Source organism: Algoriphagus sanaruensis (assembly GCF_001593605.1).
Lineage (GTDB): Bacteria > Bacteroidota > Bacteroidia > Cytophagales > Cyclobacteriaceae > Algoriphagus > Algoriphagus sanaruensis.
Genome location: NZ_CP012836.1, coordinates 1,287,189 through 1,306,323 on the forward strand (window position 1 = coordinate 1,287,189; position 19,135 = coordinate 1,306,323).

Sequence of the window (19,135 nt, forward strand, 5' to 3'; positions counted from 1 at the left end):
TTTAGCATCCTTGAAATCTTAATCAGTTGATGATAAATTGATTTCTAAAACCTCAGTCTAATTTGAACATATGAAGTTATTCCTTGCGTTGGGTATTACGATTTTGATTTCCATTTCGGGATTTGCGCAGGAATTGAATTTCAAAGTCATTATCAACAGTGACCGTTCTCGAATTCAGAATACAGATGTTTTCAATCAAATGAAGGCAAGCTTTGAGCAGTTTTTGAATGGAAGATCCTGGACTAATGACGAATATCGACCCGAGGAGCGGATCAAGGGGAATATGCTGATTACGATCAATGACGTGCCCCAGATCGGAGTTTATAATGCCACGGTTCAAGTTCAGGTAGTACGGCCCGTTTATGGGACTAATTACGAGTCCTTGGTTTTTAATTTTGCTGACCGGAACTGGAATTTTGAATATATCGAGTCTCAGCCACTGGAATTCAACCGATTTACTTTTCTGAATAACATCAGTTCATTATTGGCTTTTTATGCCAATATCGCTCTAGGAATCGATTATGATACCTTTTCGAGCAAAGGGGGAAATCCTTTTTTTGAAGTGGCGAATGACATCGTAAATAATGCTCAGCAGTCCGGTCGACCGGGATGGGTTCAGAATCCCAATGATCGGAGAAGTAGATTTTGGCTGATCAATGATATCTACATTTCCTCTGTCTATGCTCCCATCCGAGAGGCATATTACTTGTATCATAGACAAGGAATGGATCTTTTGCTTTCGGATCCCGATACGGCCTACTCCAATATTTTAGAGGCAATTCGGTTAGTAGCAGGTGCGAATAAAGTGCAGCCAAATGGCATTCTTACCATTAGCTTTATGGATGCAAAGGGTGAGGAAATCTCGCAAGTGTTGAAAAATGCGCCTTTTGAATTGCGAGATGAGGCGGTCAAACTTTTGCTCGAAGTTGATCCGAATAATGCCAGAAAGTATAATGAGCTTTTGAGAAGCTAAGTCGGAATTTTTTAGCTTTGCCACAAGCTTTTTCTGCCATGCTCAAATCACTGACTATTTCCAATTACGCTTTAATTGATCAACTGAACCTTGTTCCGAGTGAGGGATTAAGTATGATCACCGGTGAGACAGGAGCGGGGAAATCAATCATGCTGGGTGCTGTTGGACTGTTGTTAGGAAACCGAGCAGAAACGAAAGTGCTGTTGGACGAGGATAAAAAATGTGTCGTAGAAGGCGTTTTTGAAGTTTCTGATTATGGGCTTCAAGAATTTTTTGCAGAAAACGAATTAGACTACGAGCAACAATGCATCATTCGTCGCGAGATTAGCCCGGGGGGGAAATCACGTTCTTTCGTGAATGACACTCCGGTGTTGTTGGATGTTCTGAAACAACTTGGAGTAAAGTTGATGGACGTTCATTCCCAACACGACACCTTATTATTGGGTGACGGAGTTTTTCAACTTGGTTTAGTGGATGCTTTTGCACGCACTCAAGCCGACCTTAAAGCCTATCAGGATGCATTCAAGGCTTATAAAAGAGCAAAAAAATCTTGGGAGGAATTAAAGCAGAAAGCCTCAGAATTACAGAAGGAGTCAGATTTCAATCAATATTTATTGGAGGAGCTCAGTGCGTTAATTCTCGTGGAGGGGGAGCAGGCTGAGTTGGAGTCCCACCAGGAAGTGCTAGAAAATGCCGAGGAAATCAAGTTAAAGATCAATGAGATCCTTTCCATTTTTCAGGATGAGCAATTTGGAGCCAATAATGCTTTGGGGCAGGCCCAGCAGATTTTTGGCAGTTTGGAGCGTCTAGCTCATAAATTTTCGGGATTAAGGGAGCGCTTTCAGTCGGTATTTATTGAATTAAAAGATATCCAGGATACCTTATCGGATGAGGAGAGTAAAGTGGAGGTGGATTTCGGTAAGCTGGAGGAAATTCGGATTCGTTTATCCAAGATTTACCAATTGCAAAAAAAGCATGGAGTAAATACGGTTGAAGACCTGATGCAAATAGAAAAGGAACTTGCAGAGAAGGTGTTCCTCGTTCAGAACTTAGATGAACAGTTGGGATTATCGGAAAAAGAGTTTTTGGCATCAGAATCCAAAATGATGGCAGCAGGAAAGAAATTGAGCGCTGCTAGAAAGTCTTGCTTTGAACTGTTCGAGAAATCATTGGAAGACCTTATCAAGGGATTGGGTATGGAAAATGCCAAAATTAGAATTGAATCCAGAGAAGTAAAACCATCCGAATCGGGAATTGATGAGGTGGACTTTCTTTTCTCTGCGAACAAAGGCAGTCAGCCCCAAGCACTCAAAAAAGTAGCTTCAGGCGGTGAATTTTCAAGACTACTCTTTGCGATTAAATACCTGATGGCCGATAAAATGGCTTTGCCTACGCTTATTTTTGATGAAATCGATACGGGGATTTCTGGGGAAGTGGCCCTCCAAATGGTAACAATGATGCGAGAGATTTCAAAAAATCACCAGGTTATCTGCATTACTCATTTACCTCAGGTAGCGGCAAAAGGAGAAAAGCACTTCTTTGTGTTTAAAGATCATTCTTCCGAAAAAACGATCAGTAAGATCAAACAACTCTCTCTAGATGAGCGAGCAGAAGAACTTGCAAAAATGATTGCAGGAGCCAATCCTTCTGCCTCAGCATTGGCGAGTGCGTGGGAGCTTTTGAAGGGTTGACCGATTCCTGCCAAATTTTGTCTATTTTTACCGGAATTTTAGAAAACAATCTCGTTGCTATATGCCAGAAAATTTGCTTAAAGGAAAGGTAGGGATCATCACCGGAGCTTTGGACGAAAACTCTATCGCTTGGAAAACTGCCCTGAAAGTTAAAGAACAGGGTGGTCGATTTGTACTGACCAATGCTCCCATTGCCATGCGAATGGGTGCAATCAAAGAATTAGCGGAAGAATGTAATACCATTGTTATTCCAGCTGATGCCACAGTGGTTGAGGATATTGAAAAACTATATGCTGAAGCGAAAGAATTTCTAGGCGGGAATTTTGATTTCCTTTTGCATTCCATCGGCATGTCTCCAAACATTAGAAAAGGAAGATCTTATGGTGATTTGAACTACGAATGGGCCATGAAATCCTATGATGTTTCGGCGATTTCATTTCATAAAATGATGCATGTCGCTGAAAAGATGGATATCATGAATGAATGGGCTTCCATCATTGGACTTTCATACATTGCTGCCCAGCGGGTATATCCATTTTATACCGATATGGCTGATGCAAAAGCTTTGTTGGAAAGTATTGCCAGAGGCTATGGATATCGTTTTGGAAAATTGAAGAAAGTTCGAGTTAATACCATTTCTCAATCTCCAACCAAAACCACGGCAGGTACTGGTATCGGAGGATTTGATTCATTCTTCAATTTTGCCGAGGCACTTTCTCCGCTAGGAAATGCTTCTGCGGAATCTTGTGCCGATTACATTGTTACCATGTTCTCTGATTTGACTAGAATGGTGACTATGCAAAACCTTTTCCACGATGGAGGATATTCATTTACCGGAATATCTGAGGAGATCATGGAGCAATTCAAAGATTTATAAGCAGGTAAAAACCCTGAATTAATAGAGACCCTGGCAAATCTTTGTCAGGGTTTTTTATTGCAGGTTTATAGAAATGGAAGGCGTTTAAGGGAGAGAAATACTTCAAATGCGCTGCGGGTCATCAAATAATGGTTTTTTGATTGATACATTTCCTATAACTTATTCACCAATAGAAACCACCAGTCTTATGCTAAAAAAACTTTCAACCTTGTTAGTCCTCGCTGTTGTTACAACGATGACTGCATTTTCCCAAATCATGCCCTCGCCAGACCGGAACGAAGGTGAGGGGCCTTATGATCGCCTAATTCTAAGAGGTGTGACCCTTATCGATGGAACCGGTGCGCCTCCAATTGGACCAGTAGATATTGTAGTCGAAAAAAATAGAATTGCTCAGATTCAGGTGGTTGGGTATCCAGGTCTTCCCATCAATGAAAATAGAAGACCCAAGGCGGATGAAAATACAAAAGTATATGATCTGGAAGGGCATTATTTGCTTCCTGGGCTTATTGATATGCATGCGCATATAGGAGGGAGTGGTCAAGGTACGCCGGCTGAGTATGTATTTAAACTTTGGATGGCTCACGGTATTACCACAATCAGAGACCCATCTGCAGGAAACGGCTTGAATTGGGTATTGGATCACAAGAAAAAGTCACTTGCCAATCAAATTACCGCACCCCGAATTTTAGCATATACCGCTTTCGGAATGGGGGCCAAAGAAGCAATTATCAATGCAGAACAAGCCAAAGCTTGGGTCAATGACAATAAGGCAAAGGGAGCCGACGGAATTAAATTTTTTGGTGCCAATCCTGAAGTGATGCAAGCTGCGATTTCAGAAAATAAGCGTATTGGTCTTCGATCAGCCATGCATCATCAGCAAATGGATGTAGCAAGATGGAATGTGCTCAATTCGGCCCGTGCAGGACTTACCTCTATGGAACATTGGTATGGTCTTCCTGAAGCTCTTTTCCAAGATCGAACCATTCAAGATTTTAGATTGGATTACAATTACCAAAATGAGCAACATCGCTTTGGAGAAGCCGGGAAACTATGGAAGCAAGCTGCACCTCCATATTCTGAGCACTGGAATAAAGTGATGACTGAATTATTGGAGTTGGATTTTACCCTAGATCCCACATTCAATATTTATGAAGCGAATCGGGATTTGATGCGAGCTAGAACTCAGGAATGGCATGAGGTCTACACACTTCCTTCATTGTGGCGATTTTATGCACCAAGTAGACAATCTCACGGGTCGTATTGGTTTGATTGGACGACAGAAGAAGAGGTTCAGTGGAAAGAGAACTACAGACTTTGGATGACTTTCGTGAATGAATACAAAAATCGTGGAGGTCGGGTGACGGCAGGTTCCGATTCTGGATTCATTTACCAGTTGTATGGATTTGCTTATATCCGAGAGTTAGAGCTCCTAAGAGAAGCAGGATTTCATCCATTGGAGGTGATTCGAAGTGCTACCTTGTATGGAGCTCAGGCACTAGGAATGGAAAAAGAAATCGGATCCGTAGAGGTTGGAAAATTGGCTGATTTTCTAATTCTTGAAGAAAATCCTCTTCAGAATCTAAAGGTTCTTTACGGAACAGGGACCATTCGAATCAATGAAAACAATGAGCCTGTTCGAGTAGGTGGTGTAAAATACACCGTGAAAGACGGAATTGTGTACGATGCTAAAAAGATGCTCGATGATGTAAAAACCATCGTAGATCAGCATAAGGCAAGAGAAAATGCAAGACTTACCCAGCCTGGCTTGGATTGGTAAACTGTCAGCTTTGAAACAATCCTGAAGGGTGGAGAAGATTATTCTCCATCCTTTTTATTTGGCCTATTCCTGATACTAGGCCTTTTTAGTTATCAGAAATTGGTGATCATAGGTTAAGGATTGGATCGGATTTATTTTTAACTTGAAGCTAAACCCAAATAAAAATGCCTCACATTCAAGCTAATGGTGTCTCTTTATTCTATACAAAATTAGGACAAGGTTCAGAGACAATCGTTTTTTCCCACGGACTTCTTTGGAGCCATAAAATGTTTTCCGCACAGCTGGAAGTCTTGTCCAAATCTTATCGGGTCATTGCCTATGATCATCGAGGACAAGGGCAAAGTGAGGTAAAAGCACCTTTTGATATGGATACGGTAGCGGAGGATGCTGCTGCTTTAATTGAAACTCTTGGCTTAGGAAAGGTTCATTTTGCAGGTCTTTCGATGGGGGGATTTGTTGGGATGCGTCTTGCTGCAAGGAGACCAGACTTAATCAAATCTCTGATCCTTTTGGAAACCTCTGCGAATGCCGAACCTGTGGAAAATCTTCCCAAATACAAGACCTTAAATGGGATAGTAAAATGGCTAGGGGTAATTGGACCTGTGGCTTCAAAGGTTATGCCTATCATGTTTGCCGCATCTTGGCTTGCCAATGCTGAAAATTCGGCTCAAGTTTCTTTTTGGAAAAATGAGCTTAAAAAGAATAAGAAAAGTATCACTGGGCCTGTTGAGGGAGTGATCTTCAGGAAAGGCGTGGAGGATGAATTAGGGAAGATTCAATGCCCGACGATGATTATGGTTGGAGATGAAGATGTGGCCACCAAACCCGAAAAAGCAAAATTTATCCAAATGGGAGTCGCAAATGCGGTATTACATCGGATCCCTGGTGCAGGTCATAGCAGTTGCATCGAAAAGCCAGCGATAGTCAATCAGCTTATCTTAGATTGGTTAAAAGAACAAGCATAAAAAAAGCTCCTTTTGGAGCTTTTTAAGTTTAGTTTGGTTGAAATACCCTTACATAATCCACAATCATATGTTGTGGAAAAGTGGTGGTCCCATCAGGTGATCCCGGCCAATTTCCCCCTACAGCTACGTTGAAAATAAAGAAGAAACTCTTTCTAAATTCATCAAGCTCTGCTGGTGTCGTATCAATGACATGGTATTGCTTATTGTCAATTAGCCATTTGATTGATTTATCATCCCAAATAATTGAGTAGACATGGAATTGGTCTGCCAATGTTCCTGAGCTAAGCTTGTAATTGCCGCTATACTGTGCATGTGCCCCGGCATTTTGCCAGTGTACTGTACCATGAACGGTATTTTCACGGTTATTTCCACCTACCATTTCCATGATGTCGATTTCTCCACAAGCCGGCCATCCCACTGTGCTAAAGTTTGATCCTAGCATCCAAAGTGCAGGCCAAAGTCCTTGTCCTTTTGGGAGGACTGCTCGTATATCAATACGACCATATCGGAACTGCTTTTTGTCTTTGGTAATGATTCGAGAAGAAGTGTATTCTTTTCCTCCAAAAGCTTCTTTTTTAGCGGTAATTACCAAATGACCGTTTTGGATACTCGTGTTCTGGGATCTGTAAAATTGTAGTTCGTTATTTCCCCATCCATTTTGGCCATTGCCAGTTTCATGAGTCCAGTTTGCTAAATCCAAGCTGTTGCCGTCGAAATCATCCTCCCAAACCAAGGTCATACCGTCATAGGTACTTGGTGAAGTAGCTCCACCGCTTGGAATGTTGACGGTAACAGTGTCGGGATTTGGATTCGGGTTATTGCCTTCATCAGGCACACAAGCACCTAATCCAGTGACTAGTATCAGGCCTAAAAAATTCATCCAATATTTCATTGTTTTTGTAAAATGATCCCCGAAGCTATGCTTCGGGGATTAGTTTGTTATTCGGAAATTAATTTAAAAGTCCACCATACACCGGTGCCAGTTTCAATGTGTAAAGTCATTCGTTTCACATTGTTGGTTACCGTAAGGCTTTCCACGGTGTAAGTTACGTCATTTGGTACTGCAACGTTTGGTAATTCTCCTGCATTCACTGCTTTTGGAAGTGCAACATGAGCTCCTTGACCAATTAGCTTCAAGGTATTTCCATCAAATTGGTAGGTATATGATCCAGAACCGTCATGTGGTGCTTTTGGAGCTCCGCAGCCGTCTGCACCAACACCTTGCCATGCCTCAAGCCAAGTTTGATCTCCCATGTCGATAGAGAAAGTGCCATCTTCACCGAAGGTATACACATCGTCAAAGAAGCAAGCGCGAGTTGCAACATCTGCTGTTTTGTTAAACCACCATTCTGAGCTACCTGCAGAAGGTCCTACTGAAAGTGCACCTTCCACCGGTTCCATTTTCCAGTTTCCAACAATAGGAGCAGCCTCTGCAGCACCTGAAATTAGTTTAAAATCCCACCATACTCCAGAGCCAGCTTGGATTCTCAAGGTCATTTTTCTTACGTCGCCTTCTTGAGATTGCTCTGCAATAGTGTATGCGATTTGATTTGCAACAGCAGCGCCATTGGAAATTTCTCCAGCATTGTTCACTTTAGCCAATCCCACATGAGCTCCTTGACCAATCAAAGTCAAAGTAGTGCTTGTGTAGGTATAAGTGTAACTTCCTGAGCCATCAAAAGGAGCTACTGGTGCACCACATCCATCTGCAGCTACTCCTTGCCAAGTTTCCAACCAAGTCAATGGACCCATGTCGATAGAGAAAGAGCCATCCAAATTGAACGTGTAGGTGTCATCAAAGAAGCAAGCTCTAGCGGCTACATCGCCAGCTGAGTTTTGCCACCATTCTGAGCTTCCAGGATTAGGGCCCACTTTCATTGCGCCAGCAACTGGCTCCATGGTCCAAACTCCAGTGATATCGAATGCCGGACGAGCACTAGCAACAGTAAAGCTGATATTTTCGGTGCTTTCGTTACCATTTGTATCTGTAGCACGGATGTCAAGGTTGTAGTCGCCTGGGTCAAATCCGCCAGCTACTTCAATCGTGATTTTTTGATCTTCTCCAGAAAGATCCTGAGATCCTGATGAAACTGGAGCACCTCCTTTAGTAATGGAGTACGAGAAAGTGGCCAATGAGCTAATTGCTCCATTGTCACGTCCGTCTGAAAGAGTCACTTCAATTTTGAAGTTTTGTCCTTCAGTGAGGCCGCTTGTAATTGCGCCTAGTGTTATTTTAGGTGGAGTATCCACCACTGGAACATCCGTAAATCCATTGTCGCAAGCCCAGAAGAGCACGATCATGGAGAAAAGAGCAGAAAGTTGTAGAAATGCCTTTTTCATGGGTTTAGTGTTTTTTTGAACCAATTTCCTTGTAATCGGTTTTATTCCCAAAAATCTCCCTGCTACAACTATTCATCAAGCTTGAAAAAACAATACATCAAAATTTCATCATTTCGATTAAAATGTTTGTTTTACGGTAATTAAGCAGGGTTTGAGCAATTTCGTTATTTCACAAGGTCTGGGATTACAGGACTGAATGGCAAAGTCAGAAACAAATAATAAGCGGATTATTGAAGGGCTCTTAGGAGTAGTTTTCCTGATGGTGATTTCATCGTCTGCATTAGCCCAAAAGACCATTTCTGACTTTCAAGGTCTACCCTTTATATCCAATTATGAAGCTTCCGAATACCAAGCAGGGATTCAAAACTGGGATATTGTTCAAGATGATTTGGATAGAATTTACGTGGCCAATAACCTTGGGCTTTTGGAGTTTGATGGAAAAGCTTGGCGAAGATATGGATTGAATAATACTAAGGTACGGTCTGCCCTTTGGCATAAAGATGGAAGAATCTATGTCGGAAGTCAGGCTGATTTTGGATTCTTGGAAAGTGACTCCTTCGGGAAGCTTTCCTATGTATCCTTAGCCGATAGTCTACCTTCGGAGCTCAGGAACTTTGATGAGGCTTGGAAAATTTTCGCTCAAAATGATCACGTTTATTTTTGCACGTTTGAACGAATTTACAGCTATGATGGTGAGCGGCTAAAAGCGCTAGATTTTGGAAAACGACTTGATATTTCATTTCAAGTCAATCAACAAATTCTTACGCAAGTTGCAGGAGAAGGTCTTTTTCGAATTGTAAATGATGGATTTGAACCGGTCTTAGGAGGGGAGTTTTTCAAGGATAAACGGATATCTAATATTCTTCCATTCAATCGAGATGAATGGTTAATTACCACTTTTTCGCATGGGATTTTTCGGTATAACGGAAAGATCTCTGAGTTTGAAATGGATCGGAGTTTCTGGAAAAATGAGTATCTCATCAATTACAGTGTTCGATTAAAAAATGGAAATATTGCCTTAGGTACTCAAAATTCTGGGCTTTTTGTCATCAATGAAAAAGGGGAATTGCTCCATCATTTGGATAAGAACTCTGGTCTGATGGATTTGACCATCAATTATATTTTTGAAGACAGCCAAAAAAGCCTTTGGCTTGCCATGAATAACGGGCTCGCTCGAGTGGATTTATTAAGTCCATTTACCTTGGTTGATGATCGAATGGATCTCGCGGGCTCTGGCTATGCCGCACTAAAAAAGGGTGAGGTAGTTTACCTAGGAACTAACAATGGGCTTTTTATTTGGCAAAATGGGAAGATAGAATTTGTCTCTGGAACCGAGGGACAAGTCTATGGGATCCAAGATATCGAGGGATTAGTAGTTCTTAATCATCACAATGGCACCTTTATTATTCAAGGCAATCGTTCAATTTCTGTCTCAGAAAAGCAAGGTTCTTGGATCTTAAAAAAGATTCCCAATCATCCCAATTTGTACATTCAGGGGAGTTACACCGGGCTGAGTCTGGTGGAATTAAAAAATGGTCAGCTTCAATTTATTCGGGAAATTCCGGGATTTGATGAATCATCCCGGGTTATGGAATTTGATGGGGAAACCCTCTGGGTAGCTCATGGCTACAAAGGCGTTTTTCGGATTAGATTTAATTCTGATTTTTCAGAAGTGATCGAAAGCAAGCTATATAACAGTGCTCAAGGTTTTCCTAATGATGTCTTGATCAATGTCTATCAAGTTGCCAATCGGTTGATTTTTACAGCAAATGGGGGCTTTTATACGTATGATGCGGAAAAGGATTTTTTCTTTCCCTATGATGAGTTTAATGACCTTTTTCGCTATGGGACAGTTATTGCCGATTTGGAAGCGGATGAATTGGGTAACATTTATTTCATAGAACAGTCACAATTAGGGGTTATCAAGCTGATGAATAATAACCAAAGAGAGCTCCAAACGAAATCCTTCAATAAGATCAAGCGATTTTGGAATGATGATTTGGCAAATGTGATTGTCTTGGATCATCAAGAAATACTCATTGGAGGAAAGCAAGGTTTTGTGCTTTATTCACCGCAGATGGATCTGGTCCAGACAGATTTACCTAAAGTGTTTTTTAGAGAAATAACCAATCAAGGAATTCAATCCCAAGTGATTTTTTCAGGACATAAATGGGGAGGTGCTGGAGATGATCAACCCAAGTTTGATTTCGCACAGAATTCATTTCTATTCGAATTTGCTTCTCCTCACTATGAAAGTGATGGGCAAATTGAGTATCAAGTCATGCTCGAAAACTACGATGAGGATTGGTCGCCTTGGAGCTCCGAATACAGAAAGGAGTATACCAATCTTCGAGAGGGAGAGTATGTTTTTAAAGTGAGAGCCAAGAATGTTTTTGATCAAGTTTCGGAACCAATTACTTATGCATTTAAAGTAAGACCTCCGATTTATAGGTCTCTTGCGGCCTATACCTTGTACACGATCCTGGTAGGTGTGCTTTTATTCATGGGATTTAGACTTCTCGACAAGCGCCACCAGAAACAGACTCAAGCCTTAGAACTTGAAAAAAATAAAGCGCTGAAGCGAAAAGATGATGAAATGGAAACGCTCGCTCAGCAATCGGCAGCTGAGATCATGAGTTTGAAAAACGCAAAGCTTCAAGCTGAAATTGATTTTAAAAATCAAGAGCTCACCTCTTCAGCGATGCACTTAATTCAAAAGAACAAATTGCTTCAAACGATCAAAAACTCATTGAGCAATTTGGCGACAGATGAAAAGAATAAGATGCTCAGCCAACAACTCAACCGGCTGATCAAGTCCATTGATAAAGACTTGGAAGGAGGAGAGGAGTGGAGTCAATTTGCTGAAAACTTCGATCAGGTTCATGGTAATTTCATTACCCGACTCAAAGAACGCTTTCCTGATCTCACCCCTCAGGAAATTAAATTCAGTGCGTATATCAGGATGAATCTGAATACGAAGGAAATCGCAAACCTTTTGGGGATTTCCGTCCGTGGGGTCGAAATCGGTCGGTATCGAGTTCGAAAGAAACTCGGACTATCAAGACAAGACAATCTCAGCGACTTTTTATTGCGGTTTTAGTGGGAATCTTTTAAGCTCCAAATTGGATCATTAAGCATAGAAGATCGATTTCCTGATTATTGATTTAACAGCCGTCTATAAGGACTTGATCTCCGAACTGTCCTCCAAATCCTGAAAAAAATGAGAAAAATTTTGGAAGCTTCGAAACCTTTTCTCAATTTTACATGTATATACATTAAATTCACTTGTAATTAAAATGGGAAAGATTGAAGATGCGATTCAGCAAAAGGAATTTAAAGATCCCTACAATAAGGCGGTCGTCAATTTGCTTTTTACGCATAGCTATTTGGTGACCTCTCAAAATACGCTCTTCAAACCGCATGATATTTCTCCTGAGCAATACAATGTCCTTCGGATTTTGAGGGGGCAAAACGGGGTTCCAACTACCGTGTCTTCTATTCAAGACCGAATGCTCAATAAAATGTCTAATGCTTCTCGGCTGGTGGAAAAGTTGAAAATGAAGGATTTGGTCAAGCGTGAAGAATGTCCGGCTGATCGTCGGCAAGTAGATGTGTTAATCACCGAAAAAGGCCTGAATTTGCTTTCCTTACTCGAAAATCAAGTGGAAGAAGCCAATCGAAATTTTGTCAAACTGACCCTTGAGGAAGCCAATCAGTTAAACGATTTGTTGGATAAACTGCGAGGTTAAAAAAATTTGATTCTATAAATGTCTATACATATAATGTAATTACTTCAAATAAAAATTATTCACTTAAACAAAAAAAAACTATGAGTACTATCAAATGGATTATTGACCCAACTCACTCTGAGGTATCTTTCAAAGTAAAGCACTTGGTGATTTCTACTGTCACTGGTTATTTCAAAAAATTCGAAGGTGCAGCTGAGGTTTCATCTGAGGATTTTGACGGGGCTACTGTGGGATTTACTGCAGATATAGACAGCATCGATACCAACCAATCTGATCGTGACAATCACTTAAAATCAGCGGATTTCTTTGATGCAGCGAATCATCCAAAACTTTCATTCGAAGGAAAAATCGCCAAAAACGGGGGCGACTACAGCCTTGTGGGAAATTTGACCATGAGAGGTACTACTAAAGAAATCGAGTTGGATGTAACCTTCGGAGGTGTAGTTGCAGATCCTTATGGACAAACCAAAGCGGGTTTTGAAATTGAAGGAAAAGTCAATCGAAAGGACTTTGGTCTTTCTTGGTCTGCCATTACAGAAGCTGGTAGCGTGGTAGTCAGTGATCAGGTTCGTCTGATTCTGAGCGTTCAGCTAGTAAAGCAAGCTTAATTTGCCTTTGAGGCCTAACTAAAACCTCGGAGGTGAGTTTCACTTTCGAGGTTTTTGTTTTGGGAATATCCCATTTCAACTACCCATTTTAAAATCTGATTTAACAAACAATCCCATGAACTACATCACTGGAATCCACCATATCACTGCTATTGCGGGAAGTGCACAGCAAAATATCGATTTCTACACCGGTATTTTGGGTCTTCGCTTAGTGAAAAAGACCATCAATTTTGATGCGCCGGATGTCTACCATTTTTATTTTGGAGATGAGCTGGGGAGACCTGGGACGGTTTTTACCACTTTTCCTTTTACTGGTGCAAGAAAGGGTGTAAAAGGTACTGGGGAACTGACCTACACGGCCTTTTCAATTCCTAAAGATTCATTGGGATTTTGGCAAGATCGATTGAAAAAGTTTGGGATTACAGTGTCTGATATTCATACACGATTTGGGGAAAAGCTAATTCGCTTTGAAGATCATGATGGAATGGGGATCGAGTTAGTGGCCAATGATCGGGATGATCGGGCAGGTTGGCCTTATGGGCATATTCCTGCAGCGCATTCGATCAAGGGATTTTATGGTGCAACCTTGAATCTCAAAGCAAAAGAATTGACCGAGCAATTATTGACCCGACATATGAATTATAAGTTGATCGGGCAGGAAGGCGATCGATATCGTTATGGAACAGAAGGGCGTCCTGGAGATATTGTCGATATCGTGTTGGATAAAACCGGAAACAGGGGAATGCAAAGTGCGGGAACGGTGCATCATATTGCTTTTCGAACTGCGAACACCCTAACGCAGCTCGGCATCCAAGAAATTTTGATGCAAAATGGCTATCAAGTAACCGAAGTTCGAGATCGGAATTATTTCAAATCTATCTATTTCCGTGAGCCGGGAGGGGTGCTCTTTGAGATTGCAACTGACGAACCTGGATTTGCGATCGATGAAGATGAGGCGCATTTGGGAGAATTATTGAAGCTTCCCGAATGGGCTGAGCCAAGCCGAAAACGAATTGAGGCAGCCTTGACTCCAGTAACCTTAAATCTTGAAAAATATGCCTGAAATAAAGAAAAAAGGCCTTTCTCTTGAAAAAGCCAAGAAAGCGGTGATCATGATTCATGGCCGAGGTGCTACCGCTGATAGTATTTTATCCTTGAGTTCTTACGTGAATTTGACCGATTGTGCAATTCTAGCTCCCCAAGCAAACGGAAGCACTTGGTATCCGTTTGGGTTTATGGCCTCAGATAAAGGAAACTTTGAGTCGCTAGAATCGTCTTTAAACCAAATCCGTGAAGTTTTTGAGGAGATAATTCAAGCTGGGATTCCTTCAGAACAAATCTTTCTGGTTGGATTTTCTCAAGGCGCTTGTTTGAGCTTGGAGTTTGCTGCTCGCGACGCGCAGAAGTTGGGCGGAATAGTGGCCTTAACGGGTGGTTTGATTGGAGAAAAGCTCCAAGCTGAAAAATATCAAGGTTCCTTCGATGGAACCCCCGTCTTTATCGGAAGTAGTAACCGGGATTTCCATGTACCTGCTTTCCGGATCCAAGAGTCAGCGGATCTACTTCAAAAGATGGGTGCTCATGTAACAGTTCAACTGTTTGATGATCCAGATCATACGATTCGTCCCGAAGAGATTGAATGGGTCAACAAAAATATTTTCTTGTAAGGTCTATTTAGTTTTAAAGTCCCCGGCAGGTTGTCGGGGTATTTTTTTGCCTTTTTATCTCCTGCTTTAGCTTTAAAATCATCAAGTTGCCAAATGAGATTCTATGGGTTTTTGTAAAAAATTCCCGTAAAATTTTAGATGTTAGACTTCTGCCTTTTCCTACCGATTCGCTTTTACATTTTCTAATTTTTCTCTGCGCCTCTGCAGTGAGTCAATACGAATACCGGATCTGCGAGCCGTGCTCTGCATCGAGTTCGATCTGAGCAAAGACCCCGATTTCCTGCTGGAGTTCCTCTACGTGACTGATGATTCCAACCACCCGATTTTCATGGCGAAGGGCCTTAAGCGTCTCAAAAACCACTCGGAGGGAGTTTCGGTCCAGGGCTCCAAAACCTTCATCCAAGAAGAAAAAGCTCTGATCGGCTTGATTGAGTGCTTTGACTTTTTCGGCCAAGGCTAAAGCCAGACAAAGTGAAGCCTGAAAAGTCTGCCCACCAGAGAGCGTCTTTAGAAGTCGTTTTTTGCCGCCATTGAGGTAATCCACCACCCAAAATGTATTGGAATCATCGATCTCCAAACTGAGACTGTTTTTAGTCAGCTTCATAAATCGAATGTTGGCGGTATTGCAGAGTTCGCGGAGGTAAATTGAGCTGACATATTTGACAAAGCCTTTTCCATGAAACAAGCGCTCCAGTTCCTTGAGCCCTGTTTCCCGATTTTCGATGTCTTGAAATGCCCGCTGGAGCTTTTCCTTTTCAGCCAGCTTGTGTTCCAATTCCTTCAAAAATTCCAGAATTAAAATAAGCTCACCTTGGAGTTCCTTGGATTGATTAGCGAATAGTTTTGCTTGCTCCAGCTTATCTTGGAAGAGGTGCTCAGCGAATGCTAAAACCCCTTCCTCTGCCTGTAGTTCTGTAATTCGAGATCGGGTAATCGCTAATTTCTGATCAAACTGCTGGATTTCCTGCAGGACTTTTTCTGAATCCAAGGAATGAAGAAACAGCCTCAGAAGGTGCTCCTCCTCCAAAAATCCATGAACTGTTTTTAGATGTTCGAATTGTCCGGATAGGTCAGAGATTTTATCTGAATTGATTTGAACTTGCTCCCTGTAATGAGTAATGTCGGTTAGATTTTTGGTTTGTGCTGCCCGACGTTCCTGCAGGTGTTTTTGTTTTCCCAGCAACAGTTCGGCTGCCTCGGTGATATCTTTTTCCACTTTGGAAATAGTGGCAAGAATTACTGAAGCTTCCTTTTGGAAGAATGATTTGCAAAAAGTTGGGTCTTTGATTTCTTCCTGCTTGGATTGAATGCGAGAGGAAAGATCCTGTACGCCCATTTGAGCTTGCTGGACTTGCTTGTCCAATTGCTCGATTTGACTTCTGAGGTTGTTCCAGGACTTCCGCTGGGAATGGATTTCTTGTTGGATGGTTTCTTTTTGAAGATGAGATTGAGTCAATTCTGCCAGCTTGTCGGTAAGCGCAGTTTCAGAAAGAATATCCAGGTCTTTAAGTTTTTGCTGCAATTCCGATTGGAACTTTTCCAGTTTTTGGATCTCCTTAACTTTCTCCTCCAGATTTCTGCTTAGATTTTCGAGGTTGTTTTGTTCTACTTTTTCGTTCTGGATTAGCGTGAGAATTCTTTCTAGAGCGTCTTTTTCCTGATTGATCTGTAATTCCTTGGACTTGATTTGGACTTCATCTGCTTCTGCAACTAGTGGATTGGGATGATCCATTGCCCCACATAGCGGGCAGGGTTGTCCTGGAATCAAAAGGTGCGTATGGGCTTTCAATCCTTGCATCCGCAAGATCGACTCCCGTTCATTTTCCAGACTTTTGATCTTCGATTTTTGGGAAATTGTCCAAGACTCCAAACTTTCTTCATGAGCGGGGATTCGATGTTTTATTTCTGTCAGGCCAAGTTTGATTTTCTCTTTTTCTCCTTCGAAGTTCCCCTTGATTCGATTTAAGTCTTTCAATCGTTCCTCATTCGATTGAAGTTGATGTTGGATGGTTTTCAAATCACTGAGTAAGCTTGGATTTACCTCGGGGAGACCTTCGGCTTGAGTTTCCAAGGTTTGAACTCCTGACTCCACCTTCAGAAATGCTGCTTTTTTAGCCTCTAAGTCAGGAAGAAGCAGATCGATCTGATTTTGGATAGATGCCAGTTTGCCCGTCAAATCCTGAATTTCAATGACTTTTCGTAAGTCACGAATTTTGGATTCTCGGGCAGGCCGCTCCTCGTTTTTTTTGCGGAGCTCTTGTTCCTCCTGCTCCAGTTGTTCGATTTCTTTAATAAACTCCCCTTTGAATCGCTCAAAATCAATTAGGCCAACCCGGTATTTTTCCAAATCCTTTTTTCGATCTTCCAATTGGCTCCAAATCGGCCACAAATAGGTTTTGGCAGTGATATAGTCATGATGGAGTTTTCGTTGCTCCTCGATTTTGGGCTTCTTTTGCTCCAGCTCCTCAAGCAATCCCTGAAGCTCTTGAAGTTGTAGATAGGATTTTCGAGTCAATTCAAGGGCTCTGACTTCCTTTTCTGCCGCCTCCAAAGCGTTAACTGCCCGCTGGGTTTCAGCTTCTAGCTCGGATTTTTGAACACGTTTGGCCTGGAGTAGCTCTTGGGTTACTTCTTGGAGTTGGTCCAGTAAAGCTTTCAGGCGAGTTTTCTCCAGCTCGGCTTCTTTTCTCAAGGCTCCGGTTTTGGATGAAAGATCAAATCGATCCAATCCAAAAAGTTGCTGCATCATGTCAGCCCGTTCTTTGGGCGATTGATCTATAAATTCCCTGAATTTCCCCTGAGGAATGATGATCGTCTGCTTGAAGTGCTCTTTACTCATGCCGAGCACAGTTTCAGCTTTCTCCGGAATCGCCTCCCAACTGCCTTGGTTTAGCTGGTAAAAGACATGATCTGCGGTTTCGATTTTTTCAAAATCCTTTTTATTCCGCTTGGCAGAATAGCGAGCAAGGTAGGTTTGGGTATTGTTTTTTCCCGCTCGGAAAGTAAAGCTGACCGAGAGCTGATCGCTCTGCAGGTTGACCATGCTGGAGCGCTCGCCTGTGGCTGAGAGTCGTTCGGTGCTGCCATAGAGGGCGAGGAGAATGCCCTCGAGGATGGAGGATTTGCCACTGCCTACCGCTCCGAAGATTCCAAAAAGTCCGGCAGCAGTAAGCGTTTCAAACTCCACGGTTTGCCGCTCGCGGTAGGAGTAGAGTCCTTCTATTTCCAGTCGTACAGGGATCATGCGGGATCGATTTGGCTGATGATTTCTTTGAAAAGTCCGAGCAGTTGGGCGTTGGGTTCCTGCCCTTTTTCGCTTTGGTAATACATGCGGAACAGCGTCTCCATGTCTTTGCCGAGGTCATCCACATGGAGAGCAAAAGTCTCCTGTCCCCCTGTGTTTTTGAGTTGGGGGATGAGGCTGACGATGCCGTCGTGGGCTTTTAGGATCGCTTTGCGTGTCGTAGCATCGATGGATTCGTCAGCCACAAAGGTGATTTCCACAAAGCAATAGGGATGGGCTTCCAGCCAGCTGAGCGTATCGGCCAGGTTATCAAACTTGACGCGAAACAGCGGTCGGCCCTGCTTGAGACCGATGGGCAGATAGCTAACCGGCTGACCGGCTTGGGCCTCGATCAGGACGACTTTTTTCTCTTGATCGGCCTCGGAAAAGGAATAGGCCAGCGGCGAACTCGAATACACGATCGGAATCGAGTCATTCCCTACATCATGGTAGCGGTGGAGGTGGCCAAGGGCTGCGTACTGGATTTGGGATGGGATATTTCGGGTGAAAAGGGCCTGTGTTCCGCCCACGTGCAGGATGGGTCGCTCGGATTCGGGTTCAGCCTCGGGCTTTTCACCTTCTTTCATAAAAAAGAAATGGCCCAAAAAGAGGTTCAGTCCCTTTTCATCACAATGTCGATCTGCCAAGTCTTGCCACTTTGCGGAAAGCAATTTCCGAAATTCTTCTTCCCGATTTTCTTCGCCAAGGTAAGTGCGCAGGCTGACCTCATTGGCGTAAGGAGCTAAGATCACCCGAACGGGGTGCTTGGCTTGAGGTAGTTTGAGTTCTATGAATCCGCTTTCGGATTTTAAGATTTCTATCCCGGAGTCGAGCTTTCCACAGGGAATGACAGAGTCATATCGGCTGTAAAAGAAAATCCCGAGTTCTCGGGCCAATGGATCGGGCGCTTCGACAAATTGGGTGCTGTCATGATTGCCGGAGATGGCGAGGATGGGCCGGGCGCCGTTTTTGGACAGGCGTCGGAGGGTTTTGTAGAGCAGTTCTACTGCTTCATGGGCGGGGTTGAAGGTGTCAAAAATATCTCCTGCGAGCAGGACGAGGTCCACATTTTCCTGATCAGCGATTTGGCAGATTTCGTCCAGGACGAGGGTTTGCTCCTCGAGTCGGGAGTATTCCTGCAGGCGCTTGCCCAGATGCCAGTCGGCGGTATGGAGGATTTTCATTGGTTTTGTCGGTCAACGGTC

General features: G+C 42.7%; 14 protein-coding genes. 10 read left to right on the plus strand and 4 right to left on the minus strand.

The window, feature by feature from the left end:
- Positions 1-70 precede the first annotated feature (70 nt).
- From porD to AO498_RS05790, 5 genes are all read left to right on the plus strand, one after another.
- Positions 71-973, plus strand: coding sequence for a type IX secretion system protein PorD (gene porD / locus AO498_RS05770; protein WP_067544659.1), 903 nt, complete (start codon positions 71-73; stop codon positions 971-973).
- Positions 974-1,011: 38 nt separating this feature from the next.
- The gene (gene recN, locus AO498_RS05775) at positions 1,012-2,664 is read left to right on the plus strand and encodes a DNA repair protein RecN (RefSeq protein WP_067544661.1); all 1,653 of its coding nucleotides are present in this window, start codon (positions 1,012-1,014) and stop codon (positions 2,662-2,664) included.
- A 61-nt stretch (positions 2,665-2,725) separates the two neighbouring features.
- Positions 2,726-3,541, plus strand: coding sequence for an enoyl-ACP reductase FabI (locus tag AO498_RS05780; RefSeq protein WP_067544663.1), 816 nt, complete (start codon positions 2,726-2,728; stop codon positions 3,539-3,541).
- A 235-nt stretch (positions 3,542-3,776) separates the two neighbouring features.
- Entirely contained in the window at positions 3,777-5,318 is a 1,542-nt protein-coding gene (locus AO498_RS05785; RefSeq protein WP_417876914.1) for an amidohydrolase family protein, read from the plus strand.
- A gap of 164 nt (positions 5,319-5,482) precedes the next feature.
- Complete coding sequence (locus AO498_RS05790) at positions 5,483-6,283, plus strand: alpha/beta fold hydrolase (protein ID WP_067544667.1); 801 nt, start codon at positions 5,483-5,485, stop codon at positions 6,281-6,283.
- A 28-nt stretch (positions 6,284-6,311) separates the two neighbouring features.
- On the opposite strand, the gene AO498_RS05795 is transcribed toward AO498_RS05790, so the two are convergent.
- Together AO498_RS05795 and AO498_RS05800 are read right to left on the minus strand one after the other, a co-directional pair.
- Positions 6,312-7,175: a glycoside hydrolase family 16 protein gene (locus tag AO498_RS05795; RefSeq protein ID WP_067544669.1), complete on the minus strand. Its 864-nt coding sequence runs from the start codon at positions 7,173-7,175 to the stop codon at positions 6,312-6,314.
- A gap of 47 nt (positions 7,176-7,222) precedes the next feature.
- On the minus strand, positions 7,223-8,623 hold the full coding sequence (locus AO498_RS05800) for a hypothetical protein (protein WP_148660190.1): 1,401 nt from the start codon (positions 8,621-8,623) through the stop codon (positions 7,223-7,225).
- A 196-nt stretch (positions 8,624-8,819) separates the two neighbouring features.
- Here AO498_RS05800 and AO498_RS05805 point away from each other — a divergent pair, with 196 nt between their 5' ends.
- From AO498_RS05805 to AO498_RS05825, 5 genes are all read left to right on the plus strand, one after another.
- A complete protein-coding gene (locus tag AO498_RS05805; protein ID WP_067544673.1) occupies positions 8,820-11,723 on the plus strand; it encodes a triple tyrosine motif-containing protein in 2,904 nt (967 codons plus the stop codon).
- Between the two features lie 196 nt (positions 11,724-11,919).
- The gene (locus AO498_RS05810; RefSeq protein ID WP_067544675.1) at positions 11,920-12,372 is read left to right on the plus strand and encodes a MarR family winged helix-turn-helix transcriptional regulator; all 453 of its coding nucleotides are present in this window, start codon (positions 11,920-11,922) and stop codon (positions 12,370-12,372) included.
- Between the two features lie 80 nt (positions 12,373-12,452).
- Entirely contained in the window at positions 12,453-12,980 is a 528-nt protein-coding gene (locus tag AO498_RS05815; RefSeq protein ID WP_067544677.1) for a YceI family protein, read from the plus strand.
- A 115-nt stretch (positions 12,981-13,095) separates the two neighbouring features.
- Complete coding sequence (locus AO498_RS05820; protein WP_067544679.1) at positions 13,096-14,043, plus strand: ring-cleaving dioxygenase; 948 nt, start codon at positions 13,096-13,098, stop codon at positions 14,041-14,043.
- On the plus strand, positions 14,036-14,647 hold the full coding sequence (locus tag AO498_RS05825; RefSeq protein WP_067544681.1) for an alpha/beta hydrolase: 612 nt from the start codon (positions 14,036-14,038) through the stop codon (positions 14,645-14,647). Before AO498_RS05820 ends, AO498_RS05825 begins: the two co-directional genes overlap by 8 nt.
- A 211-nt stretch (positions 14,648-14,858) precedes the next feature.
- On the opposite strand, the gene AO498_RS05830 is transcribed toward AO498_RS05825, so the two are convergent.
- Positions 14,859-17,891, minus strand: coding sequence for an AAA family ATPase (locus AO498_RS05830; RefSeq protein WP_067544683.1), 3,033 nt, complete (start codon positions 17,889-17,891; stop codon positions 14,859-14,861).
- The gene (locus AO498_RS05835; RefSeq protein WP_067544685.1) at positions 17,888-19,114 is read right to left on the minus strand and encodes an exonuclease subunit SbcD; all 1,227 of its coding nucleotides are present in this window, start codon (positions 19,112-19,114) and stop codon (positions 17,888-17,890) included. The genes AO498_RS05830 and AO498_RS05835 overlap by 4 nt, the downstream gene beginning before the upstream one ends.
- Positions 19,115-19,135 lie beyond the last annotated feature (21 nt).

Bases quoted from the DNA above. Each gene is read 5' to 3' on its own strand.
- AO498_RS05795 (WP_067544669.1), bottom strand. From the start codon at position 7,175: ATGAAATATTGGATGAATTTTTTAGGCCTGATACTAGTCACTGGATTA.
- AO498_RS05810 (WP_067544675.1), top strand. From the start codon at position 11,920: ATGGGAAAGATTGAAGATGCGATTCAGCAAAAGGAATTTAAAGATCCC.
- AO498_RS05780 (WP_067544663.1), top strand. From the start codon at position 2,726: ATGCCAGAAAATTTGCTTAAAGGAAAGGTAGGGATCATCACCGGAGCT.
- AO498_RS05825 (WP_067544681.1), top strand. From the start codon at position 14,036: ATGCCTGAAATAAAGAAAAAAGGCCTTTCTCTTGAAAAAGCCAAGAAA.
- AO498_RS05815 (WP_067544677.1), top strand. From the start codon at position 12,453: ATGAGTACTATCAAATGGATTATTGACCCAACTCACTCTGAGGTATCT.
- porD (WP_067544659.1), top strand. From the start codon at position 71: ATGAAGTTATTCCTTGCGTTGGGTATTACGATTTTGATTTCCATTTCG.
- AO498_RS05805 (WP_067544673.1), top strand. From the start codon at position 8,820: ATGGCAAAGTCAGAAACAAATAATAAGCGGATTATTGAAGGGCTCTTA.
- AO498_RS05790 (WP_067544667.1), top strand. From the start codon at position 5,483: ATGCCTCACATTCAAGCTAATGGTGTCTCTTTATTCTATACAAAATTA.
- AO498_RS05785 (WP_417876914.1), top strand. From the start codon at position 3,777: ATGACTGCATTTTCCCAAATCATGCCCTCGCCAGACCGGAACGAAGGT.
- recN (WP_067544661.1), top strand. From the start codon at position 1,012: ATGCTCAAATCACTGACTATTTCCAATTACGCTTTAATTGATCAACTG.
- AO498_RS05820 (WP_067544679.1), top strand. From the start codon at position 13,096: ATGAACTACATCACTGGAATCCACCATATCACTGCTATTGCGGGAAGT.
- AO498_RS05800 (WP_148660190.1), bottom strand. From the start codon at position 8,623: ATGAAAAAGGCATTTCTACAACTTTCTGCTCTTTTCTCCATGATCGTG.
- AO498_RS05830 (WP_067544683.1), bottom strand. From the start codon at position 17,891: ATGATCCCTGTACGACTGGAAATAGAAGGACTCTACTCCTACCGCGAG.
- AO498_RS05835 (WP_067544685.1), bottom strand. From the start codon at position 19,114: ATGAAAATCCTCCATACCGCCGACTGGCATCTGGGCAAGCGCCTGCAG.